Origin of the sequence: Micromonospora sp. NBRC 101691 (assembly GCF_030269285.1) — a bacterium.
GTDB lineage: Bacteria > Actinomycetota > Actinomycetes > Mycobacteriales > Micromonosporaceae > Micromonospora > Micromonospora echinospora.
The window spans coordinates 160,917-181,295 of the sequence record NZ_BSTB01000018.1 but is presented as its reverse complement, the minus strand read 5'-3'; the positions used below and the strand labels follow the sequence as shown (position 1 = coordinate 181,295).

Here is a 20,379-nt window from a genome sequence, read left to right as displayed (position 1 = left end):
CGATCACCGCCCACTGCCCGTCCGTCAGCGACGACTCGTACGCCGGTTTACAGACACAGCGACACAGACGTGATCTTCGCTGACACAGTCAGCGAAGATCACACCGAGGTATCACAACACTCTCTCACGCGCCAGTTCCTCCGTGACGTGCACGAAGGCGTTCAGTCGCGGGTTCACCAGCCGCAGCCGGCGCAGGTGCGCCTCGGTCAGGTCCACCGCGGAGACACGGTTCTCCTTGCGGCCGAGCAGCGCCAGCTGCTCGTAGGCAGGCAGGAACACCAGTTCGTCAGCCGCGGGTACCGCCTTCTTGACGTCGCCGTACCGGGCGAACCGCCGGAGCAGCCAGCTCCAGTTGTCGGACGGGGAAGCAGCGCCAGCCGGCTGGGAAACCAATCCCGAGCCGGCGACAGCAGCCGCCGAGGTTCCCAGCGCGATGACGCGCCTACGGTTCAACCGCATGGAGGGGTCCTCTCAGAAAAGGTACGAAGAGTGAGGCGTGGGCGGGGGTATAGCTGCTGTCCTACTCCGCCGTGAGAGGACTGTCCATGGTCGCCTCACCTGCTGGGCAGCCCCCTGGCGAGGTTCGCCGCGCGAGGCGGGCCACCGACGCCGTCAGGAAGCGTCCGGCTACGGGGCGTCACGGAGCGGGGTGACGAGGCCGCCGGCCGGTTGGCGACGACCGCACGGCACGATGGGTACGTGGACATCGAGCCGATCGCCGCCGCGCCCGGACAGGCGTTCCGCCGGACCGTCCTGCGGCAGCGGTGGCAGGACGCCACCTTCCTGCACTGGGCGGTGGCACCGGAGGTCGTCGCGCCGCTGCTGCCCGTCGGCACCCGACCGGACACCCTCGACGGGGTCACCTACGTCGGCCTGGTCGCCTTCCGGATGGTCGGGGTGGGCCTGAAACGGGGTCCGGGGGTCCCGTACCTCGGCAGCTTCCGGGAGACCAACGTCCGGCTCTACTCCGTGGACCGCACCGGCCGGCGTGCCGTGGTGTTCCTGTCCCTCGACGCGGACCGGCTGCTCCCGGTGCTGGTCGGCCGGGCGTCCCTGCGGCTGCCGTACCTGTGGTCGGCGATGCGGCTGGACCGCGACGGCGAGCGCTACACCTATCACTGCCGACGCCGGTGGCCGGGACCGGCCGGCGCGACGAGCCGGATGACGGTCCGGGTGGGCGCCCCGGTCGACGACCCGACCCCGCTGGAGCACTTCCTCACCGCCCGCTGGGCCCTGCACACGTCGGCGTACGGACGCACCCTACGGCTGCCGAACTGGCATCCCCGTTGGCCGCTGCACCGGGCGGAGCTGCTGCATCTCGACGACGAGCTGGTCACCGCCGCCGGGCTTCCGGCACCGTCCGGCCCACCGGTGAGCGTGCTCCACTCCCCCGGCGTGCCGGCGGTGTTCGGTCCACCGGTCGTCGTCCGCTGACCGGACGCCCCCTCGCCGGCCGTCACCGGTGGAGTGGGAGCATGACGGCATGGACATCTACGAGGACGCCCGGACCGTGTCCCGGGCGGATCTGGCCGCCTGGCTGCGGCAGCTCGCGAGCCAGCTGGAGACCACCGGACAGGTCTTCTACGGCGCTGCGGGCGCCATCGCCGTCGCCGACCAGGTGCGGTGCGAGCTGGAGATCGAGCAGGAGGACCAGGACGAGTTCTCCATCGAGATCGAGTTCTCCTGGGTGAACCCGAAGGCCGCTACGGCGACCGACGCCCCCGGCGTCCGGAAGACCGAGGCCGTCACGGAGGAACCCGAGTCGGCGGAGGACACGACCGGCGAGTAGCCCACGCTCCACCGTGAACCGGCACACCTGACCCCGGATCCACGGCGGCGCACCACCCTGGCCTGAGCTGATGCCCCAGGCCAGGGTGCAACGCCCCGGACGTCCGGCGGCGGTCAGAAACTGCTGACCAGCTTGACGAACGCCTCGTCGATCTTGGTGGGGTCGGTGGCGTCGAACGCCTTGCCCGACGACGCCTTGGCGATCCGGTCCAGGGTGGCGAAGTCGGAGTCCCGGTCGAAGGCGATGCAGAAGACCTTGACCGGGCGGTCCGGGTCCAGTGTGACGTCGGTGAGCAGTCGGGCCAGGTCGTTGTCCCGGTTGTACTCGTTCTTGCCGTCGGTCAGCACGACGACGGCGTTGATCCGCTCCGGGTCGTACCGGTCGACCAGGTGCCGGTGGGCGGCCCGGACCGTCGCGTAGAGCGCGGTGCTCCCCTCGACATGCAGGCCGGCGATCCGGCCGGTGATCCGTTTCTGGTCGAAGTCGCCGAGCCGGACCTCCTCCCGGTACGGGCCCTCCGGTCGCTTCGACGTCTCGGAGGAGAACGACCAGAGCCCCACCCGGTCCTCCGAGTTGAGCAGCGCGAGCCCCTTGGCCGCCGCCGCCGAGGCGACCTGGAAGCGGGTCCGGTCACCGATCGACGCCTCCATCGATCCGGAGGTGTCCAGCGCGATCAGGATGTTGGCCTTCTTGCGCAGCGTGCTCCAGCCGTCCAGCATCGCCTCGACCACCGCCGGGTCCGGCGGCGCGAAGTAGGTCAGGCCGCTGGTCGGCTCGGTGCCGACGCTGGCCAGCAACTCCTTCGGGGCCTGGCGCTCGTGGTCCCGGAAGCCGAGGCTGCCGAAGCTGCGCTGCTGGGCGTCCTCGGTCAGGAAGGCGAGGAAGTCGGCCGCCGCCACCCGCTGCCGTTCGTCGGCGGTCGGCAGCACCACGAACGGGTGGTCCAGGTTGAAGGTGCCCTCCTTCGGGTGGACGGCGACCAGCGGGACGTTCGGCCGGCGGCCCCGCGTCTCGCCCTCCTGCTTCGGGCTCAGCTCACCCTCGTTGTAGAGGTGGACCAGTTCCTCCTGCATGACGATGGCGCTCATGTCGTCCGTGCTGGCGCCCCCACCGGCCAGGTCGGCCTCGGCGAGGTCCCGCAACAGGTCCACCACGTCGTCGCTGTAGTGCGACACGTTGGCCTCGATCCGCCGGACGAACTGGGTGACCGCCGGGTTCGTCAGGTCGGACCGGGTCAGGTCGCTGGACCGTTGCACGGCGGCGTAGTAGGTGGCGATGGTCGCCGCCAGTCCCGACGTGGAGAGGTTCGGGTTGTCCTTGCCGAAGGTGAACCGTCCCCACTCCGGCTTGCCGAAGCCGGCCCATCCCTGGCGTCCGGAGAGACCGAGGACCTCCCCCCAGCCCACCGGCCCGCGCTGACGGACCAGCTCGCCCTTGGGCTTGGGCATCGCGATCACCAGCGGGCTGTTCGCAATCGACGGGTAGGTGTCCGGGGTCTGCGGTGTCCGGCCGGCGGCCTGGTCGAGCAACCGGAGCTGGCCGGTCCACAGGCTCGACGTCGGCAGCCAGACCTGCGGCACCGGCAGGTTGGTGCCGCTCCAGCCGGCGGCCAGCGCCTCGGTGGCCTTGCCCGAGGTCAGTCCGCTGACGTGCACCTGGGCGCAGCCGCCGCCGTCGAGCGACCGGTCGCCGGTGTTGTACCGCTCGGCCAGCTCGCCCAGCAGCGCCGCCTTCTCGGTGGAGGAGTTGACCTCCAGTCTGACGGTGCAGTCGCGGGAGCGCTCGGTGTCTGTCTCCTGCTGCCGGACGAGCACGAACGCCCCGGTGATGACCACTAACCCGGCGGTGACGGCGGCGGTGTACGGCAACCACTGTCGAGTGTGGGTTGGGGCCATGGGGACGTCCTCCTCGGCGGCCGGTGCGATGGCAGTCAACCTACCGGTCCGGTGCCACCCGGATGAGGCCGGAGCCGGGCCCCTCCGGTCAGGGACGGTCGGACCGGCCGCCGAGTGCCACCGCGAGCAGCATCCGGACCAGGTAGACCACCACGAAGGTGGCCGTACCGGCCGCCACGGCCGTGGTGACCTCGCTCGACGCGACGTAACCGGCGGCGCCGCCGACCGCGCCGAGGAAGATCGCGGTCGAGATGCCCCAGGCGTCGCCGGCCTCGTGACGGAGCCGCCGTCCCCAGCCGCCACCCGCCGGGGCGGGCGGGACGGATCCACCCGGTGCCGTGGAACGGTCGGACGGCACAGACCTGGCAAGGCCCGGTGCCGTGGACCGGTCGGGAGACACCGGCCGGGCCTGCACCGCCGTCCGGTCCGTCACTGCCGGTCGTGCCGGAGTGGCGGGCGGGTCGGGTTCGGAGCGGGGCAACGGCAGCGGCTGGTTCGGCGTCGGTGCCCCGGCGGTCTCGTTGCCCACCTGGAGCACGGTCTCCCGGCGGAGCGGGGCGGTGACCCTGGCGTCCTGCCCGAGCAGCCGCATCAGCACCTGCTCGGCCTCCGGCCGGTCCCCCGGCTCCTTCGCCAGGCACTGCTGGATCACCTCGTCGAGACCCGGCGGGAGCGGTGGCAGGTCGGGCGGATCGTTCAGCACCCGGTGCATCACCGCGAAGAGCGAGTCGTTGCCGAACGGCGGCCGTCCACCTGCGGCGTAGGCGATGGTGCCGGCCCAGGCGAAGACGTCGCAGGCCGGGCCGACCGGATCGTTACGGAACCGTTCCGGGGCCATGTAGGCGGTGGTGCCCATCACCCGGCTGGTCACGGTCTCGGTGACGCCCAGGGCGCGGGCGATGCCGAAGTCGATCACCCGGGGGCCGTCCGGACCGAGCACCACGTTGTCCGGCTTCAGGTCACAGTGCACCACGTCGGCACGGTGGATCGCGGCGAGCGCGGTGGCCGTGCCGATGGCGAGCCGGTGCAGCGCGTTGCCGGCGACCGGACCGTGTTCGCGTACGTGCCGGTAGAGGGTGGGGCCCTGGATGAACTCGCTGACCACGTAGGGCTGCTCACCGTCCACGTCGGCGAAGAGCACCTGCGCGGTGCAGAAGGGGGCGACCCGGCGTGCCGCCGCGATCTCCTTCATGAACTGTGACCGGATCCGGAGGTCACTCAGGTCGGCGTTGATCATCTTGACCGCCACCCGGTGGCCCTCGTCGTCCTCGCCGAGGTAGACCACGCCCTGGCCGCCCGCGCCGAGCCGGCCGAGCAGCCGGTAGGGACCGGCGGCGACCGGATCGTGCGTCCACAGCGGCGCCAGCCCCGGCACCGGCGCGTCGGCCACTCCTGTCATCGGCGGACTCCATCAGTGTCGTTTCCCGGCCACCGGACGGCGGAGGACAGGGTTATGGTGCCACGCTCCCACCCGGTCGTGGCGGACCGCCCGCCGGCCGGCGTCCCGACCGTCGAGGAGCCCCCGCCCCGGCGGGTGGAGCCCGTCCGGTCGGACGGTAGGTTCTCCGGGTGGACGGTATCCCGGTGGGCCAGCCGGTACGTGAGGCCGCGGAACTGCTCGGACGGGCCCGGCGGGTCGTGGTGTTCACCGGGGCGGGGATGTCCGCCGAGAGCGGGGTGCCCACCTTCCGCGACGCCCTCACCGGGCTGTGGCAGCGGTACGACGCCCAGGCGCTCGCCACACCGGAGGCCTTCCAGGCAGACCCCGCCCTCGTGTGGGGCTGGTACGAGTGGCGTCGGCACGCCGTACGGCAGGCCCGACCGAACCCGGGTCACCGGGCCGTGGCCGCGATCCAGGCCCACGTCCCGGGCGCTGTCCTGATCACCCAGAACGTCGACGACCTGCACGAACGCGCCGGTTCACCCGAGGCGATCCACCTGCACGGCAGCCTGTTCGCCCCGCGCTGCTCGGCCTGCGCCCACCCGGCGCCGACGCCGGACGACACGGAGGACGAGCCGGCGGACGGCCGGCGGGTGTCCCCACCGGAGTGCGCGCGCTGCGCGGCCCCGGTCCGACCCGGCGTGGTGTGGTTCGGCGAGGCACTGCCCGGTGCGGCGCTGGAAGCGGCCGTCGAGGCGGCCTCCTCGTGCGATGTGCTGGTGACCGTCGGCACGTCCGGACTGGTCTACCCGGCGGCTGAGATTCCCCAGGTGGCTGCCCGCCTCGGCGCCGCCGTGATCCAGGTCAATCCGGAGCGGACCCCGCTGGACCCGGTCGCCGAGGTCAACCTGCGCGGTCCGGCGGCAACCGTGCTCCCCGCCCTCGTCGACGCGGCGTGGGGTGACCCGGCGGGTTAGGACGGCGTGACCGGACGGCGGCTCCGTGGCCGGAGACCTGCCTGCGGTTCGCGCGAAGCGGCCATCCTGCGGCCCCGGCCGCCGACGGGGGCGGCCGGGGTCACCGGTCAGGTCAGGCCGGCAGGCGCCACACCTGGTTGGCGCCGCCGAAGCAGTCCCAGATCTGCAACCGCGTGCCGTTGGCGGAGCTGTTGTCGGTGGCGTCCAGGCACCGGTTCGACTGCGGGTTGCGCAGCGTCCCGTTGGACTGGGCCTGCCACACCTGGGCACCGGTGCCGTTGCAGTCCCAGAGTTGGATCTTCGCCCCGTTGGCGGTGGAGGCGCTGGTGACGTCGGCGCACTTGCCGAGCGCGCGCAGGGTGCCGTCGGCCCCGACGGTCCAGGTCTGCGCGGCGGTGCCGTTGCAGTCGTAGAGCTGGACGGCGGTGCCGTTCGCGGTGCCGGCGGCGGCGACGTCCACGCACTTGCCGCCGATGCCGGTGATCGGGCCGGTGCGTCCCGGCGGCGGCGTGGTGCCACCCATGACGGTGTCGTAGATCGCGCTGACCAGGGAGGTCGAGCCGGTGGTGTCCTGGGAGAGTTCCCAGTTCATCATGCCGCCGGCGTTGGCCAGCGCCCACTGGGTCTTGCGCTTGACCGTCGGGATGCCGTTGTAGCACTGCTGGGCGCCGCCGACCGTGGTGCAGTCCCGGTTGGCGTTGGCCGGGTCCATCCCGACCAACGCGGCGTAGGTGTAGTAGCCGGGCCGGCTGTAGAAGGGCACGCCGAGCACCACCTTGCTGGCCGGCAGGCCGCGCGCCTTCCACCCGTTCACCGCGTTGATCGACCAGTCGTAGTTGGCGTGCGGGCTGCCGCCGTCGTACGCCATGATGTTCAGCCAGTCGACGTGGCCGAACACCGAGGTCGGCACACCCTGCACGTAGTAGCCCTCGCTGACGACGGCGGCGGTGAGCAGTTTGCCCCGGCTGCGCAGGGCGCCGCTCAGTTGCTGCATGAGCAGGCTGTAGTTGGTGGCCGAGGCGCCGGGGTCCGGGTACTCCCAGTCCATGTCGACGCCGTCGAGGTTGTACTGGTTGACGAAGTTGACCACGGTGTTGACGAAGGTGGTGCGGGTGGCGGAGTTGGCGGCGAGCGCCTCGAAGGCCGAGTCGTCGCCGTCGTTCCAGCCGCCGATCGCGATGGACACCTTGACGTTGTTGGCGTGCCCGAGCGACACCAGGGAGGACAGTTTGCCGGGGTTCTCCACCGGGCGCAGGGTGCCGTTGCTGTTGGGCAGCACGAAGGCGTAGTTGATGTGGGTCAGCTTGCGGTACTGGACGGTGTTGACGTCGCCGCTCCAGGACGGCATGTAGCCGACGCTCTTGAAGTTGTTCGGCAGCACGACCGCCTCGGCGGCGGTCGGGGTCACGGTGAGGGTCGCGGCCGCGGTGGCGAGGGCGAGCAGACCGGCGGCCAGGGCCGACCGGCGGCGGGGACGTGGTGAGGACATCGAGGGCCTTCCCGTGGGCGGGACGCCGTGCCGTCCCGGCCGGCGCTGGACGGCCAGCCACCGGTCGGGCGTACGGGCGGGACGGGGACGGTCTTCCTCGAGGCAGCCAAATCCTAAAGAGTATTAACTATTGCCGTCAATGACACTGGTCAATGTTTGGGGCCGGTGTCGGGCCGCTCCACCCGGATCGGGTCGCCGCGAACGAGTTCGTCGTGGATGCGCCAGCGGGCGGCGGTGCCGGCCCGGCCCGCTTCCCGGTCGTCGTGCGCGATGCGCTGCCGAAGCAGCTCCAGGGCGAGACGGCGGTTCTGGCTGAACTGCCGTTCGGTATCGACCACGACGACCAGGCCCGAGGGGCGGTGGGTCGCCCGTACCGCGGTGCTGGCCTTGTTCCGGTGCTGCCCGCCGGGTCCGCCGGTGCGGCACCCGACCACGTCGACATCCGCCTCGGTGAAGGACGTACGCGGCGCGTCGACCTCGCACGGCCGGGCGACGACGTACCAGTTCTTGCGTCCGGTGTCCGCCCGGTAGGGACTCGGCGCCTGCCAGCACAGCGTTCCGGTCCACGAGCCGACGAACGGCCCGACACCGTCGCCGGAGATCCGCAGCAGGACCGACCGGTGGGTGCCGGGCCGGTCGCCGGGGACGGTCTGGACCCGACGGGTGGTCAGGCCCTGCCGGCCGGCTTCGGTCTCCAGGCGGCGGACGAGCTGGGCGACCGCCCAGGCACACTCCTGCGGTCCCCGTCCGGCGGACAGGAGCAGGTGTTCCTCGGCCGCGCCCGGCCGGACGGCCGACCCGCTCACGACCGCCCCCGACCGCGCCGGTGGTCCCGTCGCCGGTCGGGCCGGTGGTCCCGTCGCCGGTCGGGCCGGATGTCACCCCGGGGGTGGTCGGCCGTCTTGTAGGTCACCAGCGGGACCGTCGCGACCACGGGGGTGGCCAGGCCGTGTGCGGTGAGGTCGGCGATCACCTGCTCGATCCGCTTGTACGCCGTCGGAGCCTCCTCGAAGAGCAGTTGACGGTCGCCGCAGACCACCAGCGAGCCCACCGGCGTCCGGCGCAGTTCCTCGACCGTGTGCTTGGCCCGACCCCGGCGCAGGGCGTCGGCGCGGGACATCTTGCGGCCCGCGCCGTGGGCCACCGACCAGTTGGCGTCCGGCCCGGCGTGCGCGGCCACCAGGTAGGAACAGGTGCCCCGGGTGCCGGCGACCAGGACGTCCCGGCCGTCGCCCGGGGCCGCGCCCTTGCGGTGCAGGTAGACCCCGTCGCGGATCTCGACGAGGTTGTGGCACTGGTCGACGATCGGGGCGGTCGGCCGGGCGCCCAGGGCGTGCGCGACCCGGGCGGCGATCAGCCGACGGTTGACCGAACCCCAGCGCACTGCGGCGTCGTGCCGGGCCAGGTACGCGGCGGGGTCGGCGGCGGGGCCCGCCCCGTGCCGCTCGGTGTGCGCCCGCAGGATCTGCTCCCCCAGCCCCCGGGATCCGCTGTGCACGATCAGGACGACCTGGCCGGCGGCGAGCCCGAGGCGGTCGGCGTGCCCCGGGTCGAGGACGTCCCGGACCCGGGCCAGCTCGACGAAGTGGTTGCCCCGCCCCACCGTCCCCAGCCCTTCGACGTGACCGGCGGGGATGTCGCCGTCCACCACGGACCAGGCCGGGTCGTCGGCGTCCCGGTCCGGGTCCAGGGCGTGGTCGAGGTCAGGGAACCGGTTGGCGATTTGCTCGGGCACGACGCGCTTCAGGTCGACGGGGAAGACGGCGATGCCGCAGCCGATGTCGGAGCCCACCAGATGCGGATACAACACGGTCGACGCCATCGCCGCGCCGATCGGGGCACCCTTGCCGGGGTGCAGGTCCGGCATGCCGGCGACGTGGATCATGCCGTCGAAGGCCGCCACCTGGTGGCACTGCGTGACGGCGTCGGACTCGATCCAGCTCCGGGAGCCGGCGAAGACGGTGACGGTGGCGGTTCCGGTGGTCGGGACGGACGGCGGCAGGAACCCCTGCCGGGGCTGGTGCTGCGACAAGGTGACGTTCTCTCGTTCGCGAGGAGGGGGACGGACGGCACGACGGCTCCCCCGGACGGCGCGGTTCGTGCGCGGGCGGGAGCGTCGGCTCGGCGAGGTGGTGTCCGTCAGTACGTCATGCCCCCACGGTGGCGGAGCCCGGCCCGCGCGGCAACTGGTTTAGCCCGGCCGGTCGCCGCAGGTGGCGACGACCGATTCGGCCGAGGGCTACCGGGGCAGGTCGGCCAGCCAACGGTCCAGGGCCGCCGGGGAACGGAACAGCAGCACCGGCGGCCCGGACGGGTCGGCCTGCCAGGTGCGCATCCGTCGCCGCGCCCGTCCGAACGCGGCCACGTGCCAGACCAGGACGGAGTCCCGGGAGAGCACGCTGCCCAGCGACTCCCGGTTGCCGTTGCAGATCTCCTCCCCGGTGAACAGCCGACCGAGGGTGCGACGCAGCAGCCGCCAGAAGGAGAGCCAACGCGGGTAGTCCAGGCCGACGACCAGGTCGGCGCGGGCCAGCGGCACGTCCCGCCATCCGTGGTACGCCCCGTCGAGGACCCACCGGTCCCGCCGGCAGATCTCCTCGATCCGGCTGCGCTGCTGCGGGACCGGCACCTCCACCCAGCCGGGCTGCCAGAGCAGATCGTCGACCGGATACCACGGCAGCCCGAACCGGTCGGCCAGCCGGGCGGCGAGGGTGGACTTGCCGGCCCCGTACACGCCGTAGACCAGGATGCGGGCCGGTGGGCTCATCGCGGCAGCGTACGGCACCCGGGCCAGCGGCCCCGGGACGACGGACCCGGGGCCGGGCCGGCCCCGACGCGGACCCCCGTCACGGTCGGGCGGACGCGGACGGACCGTGACCGGGCGGAACCCGGTCGGTGACCGGCGCGTGCGTGCCGGCGGGGGCGACCGCGACGTCGGTGCTGGTGGTGAGCGCCCCCACCGAGGGGTACAGCATGGTCACCAGGTCGGTGGTGACGACCTCCCGGGGCGTGCCGTCGGCCAGGAGCCGTCCCTCGCGGCCCAGCGCCACCACCCGGTCGCAGAACCACAGCACGTGGTTGGGCTCGTGGGTGCAGACCAGTACCGCCCGTCCGGCGCGGGCCAGGTCGCGCACGGTGCGCCAGACCCACATCTGGTTACCGAAGTCGAGGCTGGCGGTGGGCTCGTCGAGCAGCAGCACGTCGCAGTCCTGCGCCAGGGCACGGGCGATCAGCACGAGCTGGCGTTGCCCGCCGCTGAGCGTGTGGTAGTACCGGTCCCGGTCGGTGGCCAGGCCGACCTGCTCCAGGACCCGCTCGCAGGCCTCGACGTCGCGCCGCCGGGGGCCGAACACCCCGCCGAGGTGCGGGGTACGGCCCATCAGCACCATGTCCAGCACGGTGAACGGGAACGGGTTGGTGTGCTGCTGCGGCACGTACGACACCCGGCGGGCGACCTCGGCGGGACGCAGCCGGCCCAGGTCGGTGCCGTCGAGGGTGACGCTACCGCCGTGCCGCAGGTGCCCGAGGACGCACCGGTACAGGGTGGACTTGCCGCTGCCGTTCGGGCCGAACAGCGCGCACAGTTCCCCGGCCCGCAGGTCGAGGTCGATGCCGTCGAGCACCGGCCGCTGGCCGTAGGCGAAGGTGAGGCCCCGCACCCGGAGCGTCACGACTGCGCTCCCAGGAAGGTGGACCGGGTGCGCAGCAGGTAGACCAGGTACGGCGCCCCGAGGATGGAGGTGATGATGGTGATCGGCACCTCACCGGAGTGGATGGTGCGGGCGACGACGTCGCAGACCATGACGAAGACCGCGCCCAGGGTGGCCGACAGCGGGACGACGAAGCGGTGGTCCGGTCCGACGAGCAGCCGGGCGGCGTGCGGGACGAGCAGCCCCACCCAGGCGATGATGCCGGAGACCGAGACGGCCAGCGCGGTCAGCGCGGTGGCCAGGACGATCACCCGCCGGCGCAGTGGTTCGGGGTCGACGCCGAGGGACCGCGCCTCGTCGTCGCCGAGGCTGAGGATGTTCATCCGCCAGCCGGTCCGCCAGAGCAGCAGGCACCCGAGCACCGAGGCCGGCACCACCACGGCGACGTCGCTCCAGGTGGCCCGGTAGAAGCCACCCATGATCCAGAAGACCAGGCGGCGGAGCTGCTCGTCGGTGCCGACGTACTGGAAGAGGGCGAAGACCGCGGAGAAGAACGACCCGACCACCACCCCGGCGAGGATCAGGGTGACGGTGGGGCGTTCCCCGCGTACCCGGGAGAGGCCGTAGGTCAGTCCGACCGCGACCATGCCGAAGACGAAGGCCATCACCTGCATCGACAGCGGCAGGTCCACCATGACGGACACGCCCGCGCCGAAGGCCGCGCCGGCGCTGACCCCGAGGATGAACGGCTCCACCAGGGGATTGCGGAAGGTGCCCTGGTAGGCCGCCCCGCTACAGGCGAGGGCGGCGCCGACCGCCCCGGCGAGCAGCACCCGGGTCAGCCGCATGTCCCACACCACGGAGTCGTGGAGACTGTCGGTGCCGTCGGTCAGACCGACCCGGGCGGCGAGCACGGCCAGCACGTCGCCGACCGGAATGACGTAGGCGCCGACCATGATGGAGCCCACCGCCACCACGCCGACGAGCAGGGTGGTGGCGACGAGCAGCAGGATCCGGAGGCGGTTGCTGCGGGCGGCGGTGGGGGCGACCGCGCCGTCGCGCGGCGGGACGCCGTCCCTCCCCGGCACCGGTGTCCCGGTCACCGGGGGAAGGACGGCGCGGGAGGCGGGTGGGGTCACCGGACCTCCAGGTCCCCGACGTACTTCTGCGCCTCGATGGCCTCCCGGGCGCGCTGCTCGTCCAGGCCGTAGACCTCCCGGTAGAAGGCGACCTCCTCGGCGGCGACGTCGACGTCGGCGAACCGCTCCGGGTACGCCAGCTTGGCCATCTTCAGCAATGCGATCGGGGTCTCCACGGTGGCCCGCCACTCGTCGTAGCCGAGCGCGACCAGGCGCTTGTTCTTGATGGCCCGCATCTCGGCGAGGTTGGCCCAGTTCAGGCCGGCGTGCCGGCCGGCGTGGATCAGGGCCGGGTCGAGGTAGCCCTCGTGGCCGGCGACCACCATCGCGTCCGGGTCGAGGGCGAGCAGCTTCTCCTCGGAGACGGTGACGAAGGTGCCCGGCCCGGCCACGTTGCGGGCCCCGACGACCTCGGTGAGCAGGTACGACTGGATGCTCTTCGTACCCATCACGTTGTTGATCGTGGCGAAGTACGCCACCGGGGTGCGCTCGGCCTCGGGGATGTCCCGGGTCCGGGCGGTGATCCGGTCGATGCCGGCCTGGAGCCGTCCGACGAGCTTCGCGGCCTCCGCCTGCCGGCCGAAGACCTCGCCGGTGATGGTGATGTGCTCCCAGGCGGTGCTGATGTCCGGCTCGTCGAAGTTGGACGGCGAGAGCAGGACCACCACGGGGATGCCGAGGGACTCGATCTTGTCGATCACCTCCTGGTGCAACGTCCGGTTCTCCTGGCTGGCCACCCAGGCCTCCAGGAACACCACGTCGGGCCGGAGGCCGGCCAGGCGCTCGTAGTTGACCCCGCTCCACGGGGAGCCGAGCGCCTCGGCCCGGTCGATGGCGGGCACGAGCCTGGCGCGGTAGCCCATCTTCTTCGTGGCGGTGTCGACTCCGACGAGGGTGTCCTCGACACCGAAGATCCGCATGCTCTTGGTGATCAGCCCCTCCCACTCCAACACCACGACGCGCTCCGGGTCGACCGGCACCTCGACGGTCCGTTTCCAGTGGTCGGTGATGGAGGCCGTCTTCGCCGGCCCGGCCGAGGTGGTCGCGCTGTCGGCGCCACCGCACGCGGCGAGGGTCAGGCCGAGGACGACAGCCAGCAGCCCGGCGAGGGCCGCGCGGGGGCGACGCGCGATGTTCGGGACGTTCATCGGTACCTTTCGTGGGTCATCAGGGGACCCGCAGCGGGTCGGCCGGTCGGTCGACGACGTCGCGGGGGCGGCGTGGGGCGAGCACGCCCGGCCAGGCGGCCAGGACGGCCGCGGCGGCGGCCGCCGCGGCGCAGACCAGGAAGCCGCCGACCGCGCCGGCGGGCCCGTCCACGATCGCGCCGGTCACCGCGGAGCCGAGCGCGGCCAGGGACAGGTTGACGGTGGTCAGCCAGGTGTACGCCTCGGTGAGCATCGACGCCGGGGCGATCCGGGCCATCAGTCCGGCCTGCACGGTCATCGCCGGGGCGATCACCGCCCCGCTGAGCAGCAGCACCCCGCCGAGCACGGTGCTGTTCGGCGACAGCGCCCAGGCGGCGTACCCGACCGAGAGGCCGGCCAGCAGCCAGGTCAGCTGCCGGGTCAGCGGGGTCTGCCAGTTGCGGGCGCCGTACCAGAGGCCGGCGGCGGCGCTGCCCAGGCTCCAGACGGCGATCAGCACCCCGGTGACCGCCTCGGCGCGCTCGCCGTCGTGCTCGGCGGCGAACGCGGCCACCGCGACCGGGGACGCGCCGAAGGAGAACGCGACCCCGGCGGCGCATAACAGCAGCGCCGGCATCCGGGGCGACCGCAGCGGCCCGAGCCCCCGGGTCGGGGCGCCGGTGTGCGGGCGGAGCTGCCGCAGCGCCCGGCCCCGGGCGAGCAGCGCCGTTCCGCCGCCGGCGCAGAGGGCGGCCAGGACGATCGCGGCGGCCGGGCCGGCGACGCCGGGCCGGGCGCCGGTCAGCGCGCCGAGCGGGTCGGCGACCAGCATCGCCGCGGAGAGCAGCAGCGGGCCGACCACGAAGACCAGCTCGAACAGCGTCGACTCGGCGGCCATGGCGGTGCTGCGGACGTCCTCCCGGCCGGTGCCCTCGCCGGTGAGCACGGTCCACGCCGCGCGCAGGGCGGGGCTGGTGGCCGGGAAGAGCGCCCCGGACACGGCGGCGAGGACGCAGAGCAGCGGCACCGGCTGTCGGGTCAGGGTGGCCGCCAGCAGCAGCAGTTGGGCGGTGGCGTAGGCCGCGCCGTAGACCGGCAGCACCCGGTGCGCGCCGAAGCGGTCGGCGAGCCGGCCGCCGACCGGCGCGGTGACCGCCGTGGCGAGCGAGACCGACGCCCCGACCAGGGCGGCGTCGGCGAAGGAACCGGTGGTGGTGCGGACCAGCAGGATCCAGGCGAGCACGGTGACGCCCTGGCCGAGCCGGGCCACCACCCCACCGACGAGCAGCAGCGGCGCTCCCGGCACCCGCCACAGCTGGGTATAGCGGGCCGCCACCGCGTTCACGCGGCGCTCGCGGTGGTCTCGGGCTCCAGGTCGTAGAAGCCGTACCCGTCGAGCCAGCCGACCGTGGCCAGGTCGCGTTCGACCACCTCGGCACGGGGGTGGGCGAGGACGACCATCATCGGCTCGGTGGTGTCGTCCACGGTCAACGGCAGCCGCTGGCCGGGCCGCACCCCGATCTGGATCTCGTGCAGGCTCTCCAGCTCCCGGACCCGGTCGAGCAGCGGATAGCCGCGCAGGGTCCCGGTGACCGGGGCGGTGAGGAAGGCCATCGCCACGTGCCGGCGGAGTTGCTGGGGGTCGTCCACGGCGGCCAGGAACCCGGCCGGGTCGAGGTAGGCCTGGACGGTCCGTTCGACCTGGGACTCCCCGAGGGCCAGCAGCGCCTGGGCGGCGGTGTCCGCGCCGCACAGTCGCACCCCGACCTCGACCAGGCGGGGCCCGTCGGCGGTGAGCATGATCTCGTGGTGGGCCGGGCCGTGCCGCACGTCGAGGGCGTCGAGGACCCCGGCGGCGTACCGGACGAGGGTGTCCCGCACCGGCGCGTCGGGCGCCACCAGAACCGCGCCGCTGATCCGGTCGCGGACCCCGTTGGCGGAGATCTTGGTGTACCGCCAGACGTCGGTGGCCCGGTGCCGGCCGTCGCGGCTGACCGTGTTGACCACGTACTCGGTGCCGGCGAGGTACTCCTGCGCGACCACCGCGTCGTTGGGCAGGGAGAAGATGTTGCGGGCCCCGGCCACCGCCCGGTAGGCGGCGACCGACTCGGCCGGGGTGTCGCAGAAGGCCACCCCGTCGTTGCCGGCGCTGCGCACCGGCTTGACCACCACCCGGGCGCCCAGTTCCCGGTGCCAGTCGTCCAGTTCGTCGGCATCGGTGACGAGCAGCTGGCGGGCGGTGGGCAGCCCGGCCGCCCGGACCGCGGCGATCTGGCGGTACTTGTCCCGCCGGGCCGCGCTGTGACGCGTCCCGTTGCTGGTCAGGCCGAGCGTCTCGCTCAGCCGGTCGGCCAGCTCGACGCCCAGTTCACCGCCGGTCACGACGGCGACCGGGTCGTGGTCGGCGACCGCCTTGCCGGTCGACTCGACGTCACCGGAGTGGACGATGGTGTCGACGAAGAGCGCCTCGGCGGCCGGGTCGGCGTGCCCCTGGTACACGGCGGGGATCTCCGGGGTGCTGCGCACCCGGACGACGGCGCAGCCGGCGTCGGCGAAGGCCCGGGCCAGCCGCATGGTCGGCGCGTACACGTCGACCATCACCACGGTACGGGGGCCGGTCGGCGGTGGCGGGTTCTGTACGGACGAGGTCAATGGTGCTCCTCAGTGGTAGGACGGGGTGGTCAGGGAGGTGTCGAGGCGGGCCAGCACGTCGAGGAGCCGGTCCACCTCCTCGACGGTGTTGTAGGCGTGCAGGCTGACCCGTACCGAGTTCTCCCGCTCCCCCGCCGGGCCCTGGCAGTGCGCGTTGGCGCGCACCATCAGCCCGTGGTCGGCCAGCACGAACCCGAGGTCGGCGGCGCTGATCCCGGGGTGCCGGAAGGTCACCGGACCGTGCCGGCGCTGGACGGTCGAGTCCAGGGTCAGGCTGTCCTGGCAGCCGAGGACGCGGAGGTCGCGCAACCGGCTCAGCCCGTCGGTCAGTCGGGCGCCGAGGGCCACCGTCCAGCGGGCGATCCGCGTCACGTCGGTCGCCTCGAACCAGTCCACGGCCGCCGCCAGGCTCACCGCGCCGACGGTGTGCGGGCTGCCCTGCCAGCCCCGGTGCTCGTACCGGGGGCCACGGCGGTTGCGGGCCCAGAGCACCCCGATCCCGGGCAGCGCCATCGCCTTGTGCCCGGAGAACGCCAGGAAGTCGACGTCCAGGTCGGTCACCGAGACCGGCAGGTGTCCGACGCTCTGCGCGGCGTCCAGGCAGATCACCACGTCGTCGCCGACGAGCCGGCGGATCCGGTGCACGTTCATGTCCACCCCGTACACGTGGTGGACGTGGGTGACCGCGACGAGCCGGGTCCGTTCCCCGACCAGCGGGGCGAGCGCGGCGACGTCGTAGTCGCCGGAGGGTTCGTACGGCATCTCCACCAGGCGTACGGTGACGCCACGGCGGGCCGCCGCGTCCCGGGCCTCCTGCCAGGGGACCACGTTGGCCAGGTGGTCGGCGGCGGGCACGACGATCTCGTCGCCGTCGGCCAGGGTGTCGACGAGCCAGTCCAGGGCCACCCGGCGCAGCGCCTCGGTGGTGCCGCCGACCAGGTGCACGCCCGACCGCTCCGGGTCAGGGTCGTCGATGAGGTCGCCCACCCGGTCCCGGCACCGGCGCAGCAGCGCGGTGGTCCGGTTGGCCCACCGGTAGGTGCCCCGTCCGGCGTTGGCGTTCCCGCCGGTCAGGTAGCGCTGCACGGCGTCGAGCACCAGCTGCGGCTTCTGGGCGGTGGCGGCACTGTCCAGGTACGCCTCGTCGGTGCCGGTCAGGATGGGAAACTGGGCGCGGACGGCGCGCTGCCAGTCGGCCAGGTCGGCGAGCACCCGGTCCGGGTGCCCGGCGGGCGGCGTCGCCGGGGCCGCGTCGGTGCCCACCGCAGGCGCGCCGGAGGCGCCCGGAGTGGTCGCCGGGGCGGCCATCAGGCGCGCACCAGGGGGGCGTCGGCGTCCCGCCAGGCCACCACCCCGCCGTCGAGGCTGCGGGCGTCGGTGTGGCCCATCCGGGTCAGCAGGGCCGCGTACCGGCGGGACTTCTCCCCCACCGGGCAGGCCAGCAGGACCGGCCGGCCCCGGTCGAACGGCAGGCCCCCGCGCAGCAGCTCGTCGAAGAGCTCGTCGACGATGTTGACCGAGCCCTCGATGTGCGCGGCGGTGTAGGCGAACGTGCCCCGCAGGTCGACCACGAGCGGCTGCGCCTCGGCGATCCACTGCCGGGCGGCGGCCACGTCCACGGTGCGGGCCGCGTCCGCCTCGGCGTCGGTGACCGTGGTGACGGCGCCGACCCGGGCAGGCTGGTGGAGCAGTTCCGGGCGGCGGCGACGGACGTAGCTGAGGTAGCTCTCCACCCGGTCGCAGACGATGAACACGGCGCTGCGGCGGCGGGGATCCCGCCCGGCCGCGGCCTCGGCGGCGAGCGCGGCGTCGACCCGGCGCAGGTGGCGCACCGCCCCGGTGTACGCGCCCCCGCCGGTGGGCCCGGCCAGCACCCCGCAGCGGCGGTTGAGCGTCAGCAGGCCGTCGATCGCCTCGTCGGCGGAGACCGACTCGATGGTGTCGTAGGTGTCCGGGTCGAAGAGACCCACCTCGTGGACCTCGTCGATGTTGCGGATGCCGGGGATGAAGTCGGACTTGGCGGCGACCAGGCCGACCACGGTGACCGACGGGTCGTGCTCGCGCAGCACCCGGGCCACGCCGGTGGACGATCCGGCGGTGCCCACGCAGGCGACGAAGTAGTCCGGCACGCGCCCGTCGAGATCCTTGACGATCTCCGGCCCGGTGCCGTCGACGTGCGCCTGCGTGTTGCGGGGGTTGTAGTACTGGTCGGTGTGCAGGTACGCCGAGCCCGACTCGCTGATCGTACGGTGGATCCGGGTCAACGGGTCCTCGGTGTTCGTCGGGTCGAGGCACTCGGCCTGCCCGGGCAGTTCCTCGATGGTGGCGCCGAGCAGGAGGAGCAGGTCCTTGATCTCGGGGACCTTCATCCGGTTGGTGATGCTGGTGAACGGCAGCCCGTGCATGCCGGCGATCACCGCCAGGGCCTTCGCGGTGTTGCCGCTGGAGAGTTCGACCACGGTGGCCCCGGCCTCGCGGGCCTCGGCCAGCCGGGGCGCGGCCATCGTCCAGGCGGCCCGGTCCTTGACCGAGCCGAACGGGTTGAGCAGCTCCAGCTTGGCGTAGAGGTCGACGTGGGCGAGCCCGTGCACGGCGGGGTCGATGCGGAGCAGCGGGGTGTTGCCGATGGCGTCGGTGATGGTGTCGTATCTCATGCGGCTGCGGTCTCCTGGAGGCGCGGGCCGGGGATGTTCCGGCCGGCCGTGGTGGTGGGGGTCGGCTCGTCGGTGGACGGTCCCCGCCCGGCGTCGAGGGGCCAGTACTGCTCGTCGAGGCACCAGCGCCAGGTGCCGGCGTCCGGCCAGGCGGCCACCATCCGGGCCACCGGCTGGTGCAGGGCGTGATCGGCGCTGAAGTCCATGAAGTAGCCGGCGGTGTTGACGAAGGCGAGCAGGTCACCGGTGCGGGGCAGGGTGGGCAGGAAGACCATCCGCCGGGTGATCAGGTCGGCTTCCAGACAGAGGTTGCCCAGCAGGTAGACGGGGTGGCCGTGCGGCGCGGCATCGCCGGGCGCGACCGGGTTCGCCGGCAGCAGGACCGGGTCCATCATCACGCCGTGTTCCTCGAGGCTGACGTCCCCGGCGTTGAGGTCGAGCCGGACGAGGTGACAGCCGGCGGCGGTGGGCCGCACCTCCAGCACCCGGGCGAGCACGACGCCGCACTGGTCGACCAGCGCGCGGCCCGGCTCGACCCACAGGTCGTGCAGGTGTTCCTGGAGCAGCGTGGCGAGAGTGCGTCCGCCGAGGCCGCCGGCGCCGAGCAGCTCCGCCAGGTAGCGGTGGCCGGCGGAGGGTCGGTGTGCCGGGTAGAGACCCAGCGCCCCGCGCAGCGTGCCCGCCTCGGCCCGCCATCCGTATCCGTGGCCGCCCCAGGTCAGCTCCGGGCGGCGGCCGAGCACGGCCAGGGCCAGCTCGCTGGTCCACCGCTCCCACTGCGCGCCGTCGGCGAGGTAGTCCACGCCGAAGCCGCCGCCGACGTCGACGACCCGGGGGCGCAGGCCGTGCCGGTGCGCGTCGGCGAGGACGGTCAGGCACGCCTCCAGGGCGACGGCCTTCTCGGCCAGGCCGATGGTGTCGAGGTGGTACGCGACGCCGACCAGGTCGACCGCGTCGCGCGTCTCGGCGAGGCGGGCCAGCAGCCGGTCGACCTCGGCCAGCGGGGTGCCGAACCGGCTCGGTCGGGACAGGATGGTCGCCCCGGCCGAACTGAACGCCGACAGGCGCGCCAGGACACGGACCGGTGGCAGTCCGTGCCGGCGGACGAGCGCGACGAGGTCGTCCAGTTCGGCGGGTGAGTCCAGGTTGACGGTGATGCCGCAGCGGGCGGCGAGCCACAGGAACTCGCGGGTCTTGGGGCCGGTGGCCATCACCCGCCGGGGGGTGAAGCCCGCGCCGAGCGCGTGCTGCAACTCCCCCAGGCTCGCCACGTCGATGCCGGCGGGTGTCGCCGCCAGCCGGCGCAGCAGCGCCGAGGAGCGGTTGGCCTTGTGGGCGAAGAACACCTCGCCGCGCAGGTGGTGTCGCCGGTGCACGGCGCCGAACGCCTCGACGTTGTCGGCGATCTGGTCGGGCAGCACGACGTTGAGCGGTGAGCCCAGCGCCCGGACCAGGTCGTGCAGCAGGCGCGGCTGGCCCAGCAGCTGTTCCAGTCGGCCGTCGACCCGCGGACGCAGGTACAGCGGGGAGTCCATCGGCACATCCCTCCAATCAGTACTTGAAGACGATAATCGTTATCAACACTGAGGGGAAGTCCCGAACGGAACGACACGCCCCTCCGGTGGG

General features: G+C 73.2%; 18 protein-coding genes. 3 read left to right on the top strand and 15 right to left on the bottom strand.

Annotation, left to right across the window (positions count from 1 at the left end; genetic code table 11):
• Window positions 1-111: 111 nt before the first annotated feature.
• Window positions 112-459, bottom strand: coding sequence for a hypothetical protein (locus QSK20_RS24605; protein WP_285790980.1), 348 nt, complete (start codon window positions 457-459; stop codon window positions 112-114).
• Window positions 460-699: 240 nt separating this feature from the next.
• Between QSK20_RS24605 and QSK20_RS24600 the strand changes: the two genes are divergently transcribed.
• Window positions 700-1,434, top strand: a complete 735-nt coding sequence (locus QSK20_RS24600) for a YqjF family protein (protein WP_285790979.1) — start codon at window positions 700-702, stop codon at window positions 1,432-1,434.
• A 49-nt stretch (window positions 1,435-1,483) separates the two neighbouring features.
• Window positions 1,484-1,789: an amphi-Trp domain-containing protein gene (locus QSK20_RS24595; protein WP_285790978.1), complete on the top strand. Its 306-nt coding sequence runs from the start codon at window positions 1,484-1,486 to the stop codon at window positions 1,787-1,789.
• 113 nt (window positions 1,790-1,902) lie between these two features.
• On the opposite strand, the gene QSK20_RS24590 is transcribed toward QSK20_RS24595, so the two are convergent.
• A complete protein-coding gene (locus QSK20_RS24590; RefSeq protein ID WP_285790977.1) occupies window positions 1,903-3,684 on the bottom strand; it encodes a substrate-binding and vWA domain-containing protein in 1,782 nt (593 codons plus the stop codon).
• Window positions 3,685-3,772: 88 nt separating this feature from the next.
• The gene (locus QSK20_RS24585; protein WP_285790976.1) at window positions 3,773-5,083 is read right to left on the bottom strand and encodes a serine/threonine-protein kinase; all 1,311 of its coding nucleotides are present in this window, start codon (window positions 5,081-5,083) and stop codon (window positions 3,773-3,775) included.
• 170 nt (window positions 5,084-5,253) lie between these two features.
• Here QSK20_RS24585 and QSK20_RS24580 point away from each other — a divergent pair, with 170 nt between their 5' ends.
• On the top strand, window positions 5,254-6,042 hold the full coding sequence (locus QSK20_RS24580; RefSeq protein ID WP_285790975.1) for an SIR2 family NAD-dependent protein deacylase: 789 nt from the start codon (window positions 5,254-5,256) through the stop codon (window positions 6,040-6,042).
• Between the two features lie 112 nt (window positions 6,043-6,154).
• Here the strand turns inward: QSK20_RS24580 and QSK20_RS24575 are convergent, their stop codons facing one another.
• The 12 genes from QSK20_RS24575 to QSK20_RS24520 form a co-directional block, all read right to left on the bottom strand.
• On the bottom strand, window positions 6,155-7,531 hold the full coding sequence (locus tag QSK20_RS24575; RefSeq protein WP_285790974.1) for a glycosyl hydrolase family 18 protein: 1,377 nt from the start codon (window positions 7,529-7,531) through the stop codon (window positions 6,155-6,157).
• Between the two features lie 149 nt (window positions 7,532-7,680).
• Window positions 7,681-8,337, bottom strand: a complete 657-nt coding sequence (gene prfH / locus QSK20_RS24570) for a peptide chain release factor H (protein ID WP_285790973.1) — start codon at window positions 8,335-8,337, stop codon at window positions 7,681-7,683.
• On the bottom strand, window positions 8,334-9,533 hold the full coding sequence (locus QSK20_RS24565) for an RNA ligase RtcB family protein (protein ID WP_285790984.1): 1,200 nt from the start codon (window positions 9,531-9,533) through the stop codon (window positions 8,334-8,336). Before QSK20_RS24565 ends, prfH begins: the two co-directional genes overlap by 4 nt.
• 237 nt (window positions 9,534-9,770) lie before the next feature.
• Window positions 9,771-10,298, bottom strand: coding sequence for a P-loop NTPase family protein (locus tag QSK20_RS24560; RefSeq protein ID WP_285790972.1), 528 nt, complete (start codon window positions 10,296-10,298; stop codon window positions 9,771-9,773).
• Window positions 10,299-10,377: 79 nt separating this feature from the next.
• The gene (locus QSK20_RS24555) at window positions 10,378-11,202 is read right to left on the bottom strand and encodes an ABC transporter ATP-binding protein (protein ID WP_285790971.1); all 825 of its coding nucleotides are present in this window, start codon (window positions 11,200-11,202) and stop codon (window positions 10,378-10,380) included.
• A complete protein-coding gene (locus tag QSK20_RS24550) occupies window positions 11,199-12,320 on the bottom strand; it encodes a FecCD family ABC transporter permease (RefSeq protein ID WP_285790970.1) in 1,122 nt (373 codons plus the stop codon). Before QSK20_RS24550 ends, QSK20_RS24555 begins: the two co-directional genes overlap by 4 nt.
• Entirely contained in the window at window positions 12,317-13,468 is a 1,152-nt protein-coding gene (locus QSK20_RS24545) for an ABC transporter substrate-binding protein (RefSeq protein WP_285790969.1), read from the bottom strand. Before QSK20_RS24545 ends, QSK20_RS24550 begins: the two co-directional genes overlap by 4 nt.
• 19 nt (window positions 13,469-13,487) lie before the next feature.
• Window positions 13,488-14,792, bottom strand: coding sequence for an MFS transporter (locus tag QSK20_RS24540; protein ID WP_285790968.1), 1,305 nt, complete (start codon window positions 14,790-14,792; stop codon window positions 13,488-13,490).
• A complete protein-coding gene (locus QSK20_RS24535; RefSeq protein ID WP_285790967.1) occupies window positions 14,789-16,099 on the bottom strand; it encodes an ATP-grasp domain-containing protein in 1,311 nt (436 codons plus the stop codon). Before QSK20_RS24535 ends, QSK20_RS24540 begins: the two co-directional genes overlap by 4 nt.
• Before the next feature lie 9 nt (window positions 16,100-16,108).
• The gene (locus tag QSK20_RS24530; RefSeq protein ID WP_285790966.1) at window positions 16,109-17,407 is read right to left on the bottom strand and encodes an aminotransferase class V-fold PLP-dependent enzyme; all 1,299 of its coding nucleotides are present in this window, start codon (window positions 17,405-17,407) and stop codon (window positions 16,109-16,111) included.
• Window positions 17,407-18,753: a pyridoxal-phosphate dependent enzyme gene (locus tag QSK20_RS24525; protein WP_285790965.1), complete on the bottom strand. Its 1,347-nt coding sequence runs from the start codon at window positions 18,751-18,753 to the stop codon at window positions 17,407-17,409. The genes QSK20_RS24530 and QSK20_RS24525 overlap by 1 nt, the downstream gene beginning before the upstream one ends.
• Window positions 18,750-20,288 (bottom strand): type III PLP-dependent enzyme domain-containing protein, encoded by a 1,539-nt coding sequence (locus tag QSK20_RS24520; RefSeq protein WP_285790964.1) that lies wholly within the window; start codon window positions 20,286-20,288, stop codon window positions 18,750-18,752. Before QSK20_RS24520 ends, QSK20_RS24525 begins: the two co-directional genes overlap by 4 nt.
• Window positions 20,289-20,379 lie beyond the last annotated feature (91 nt).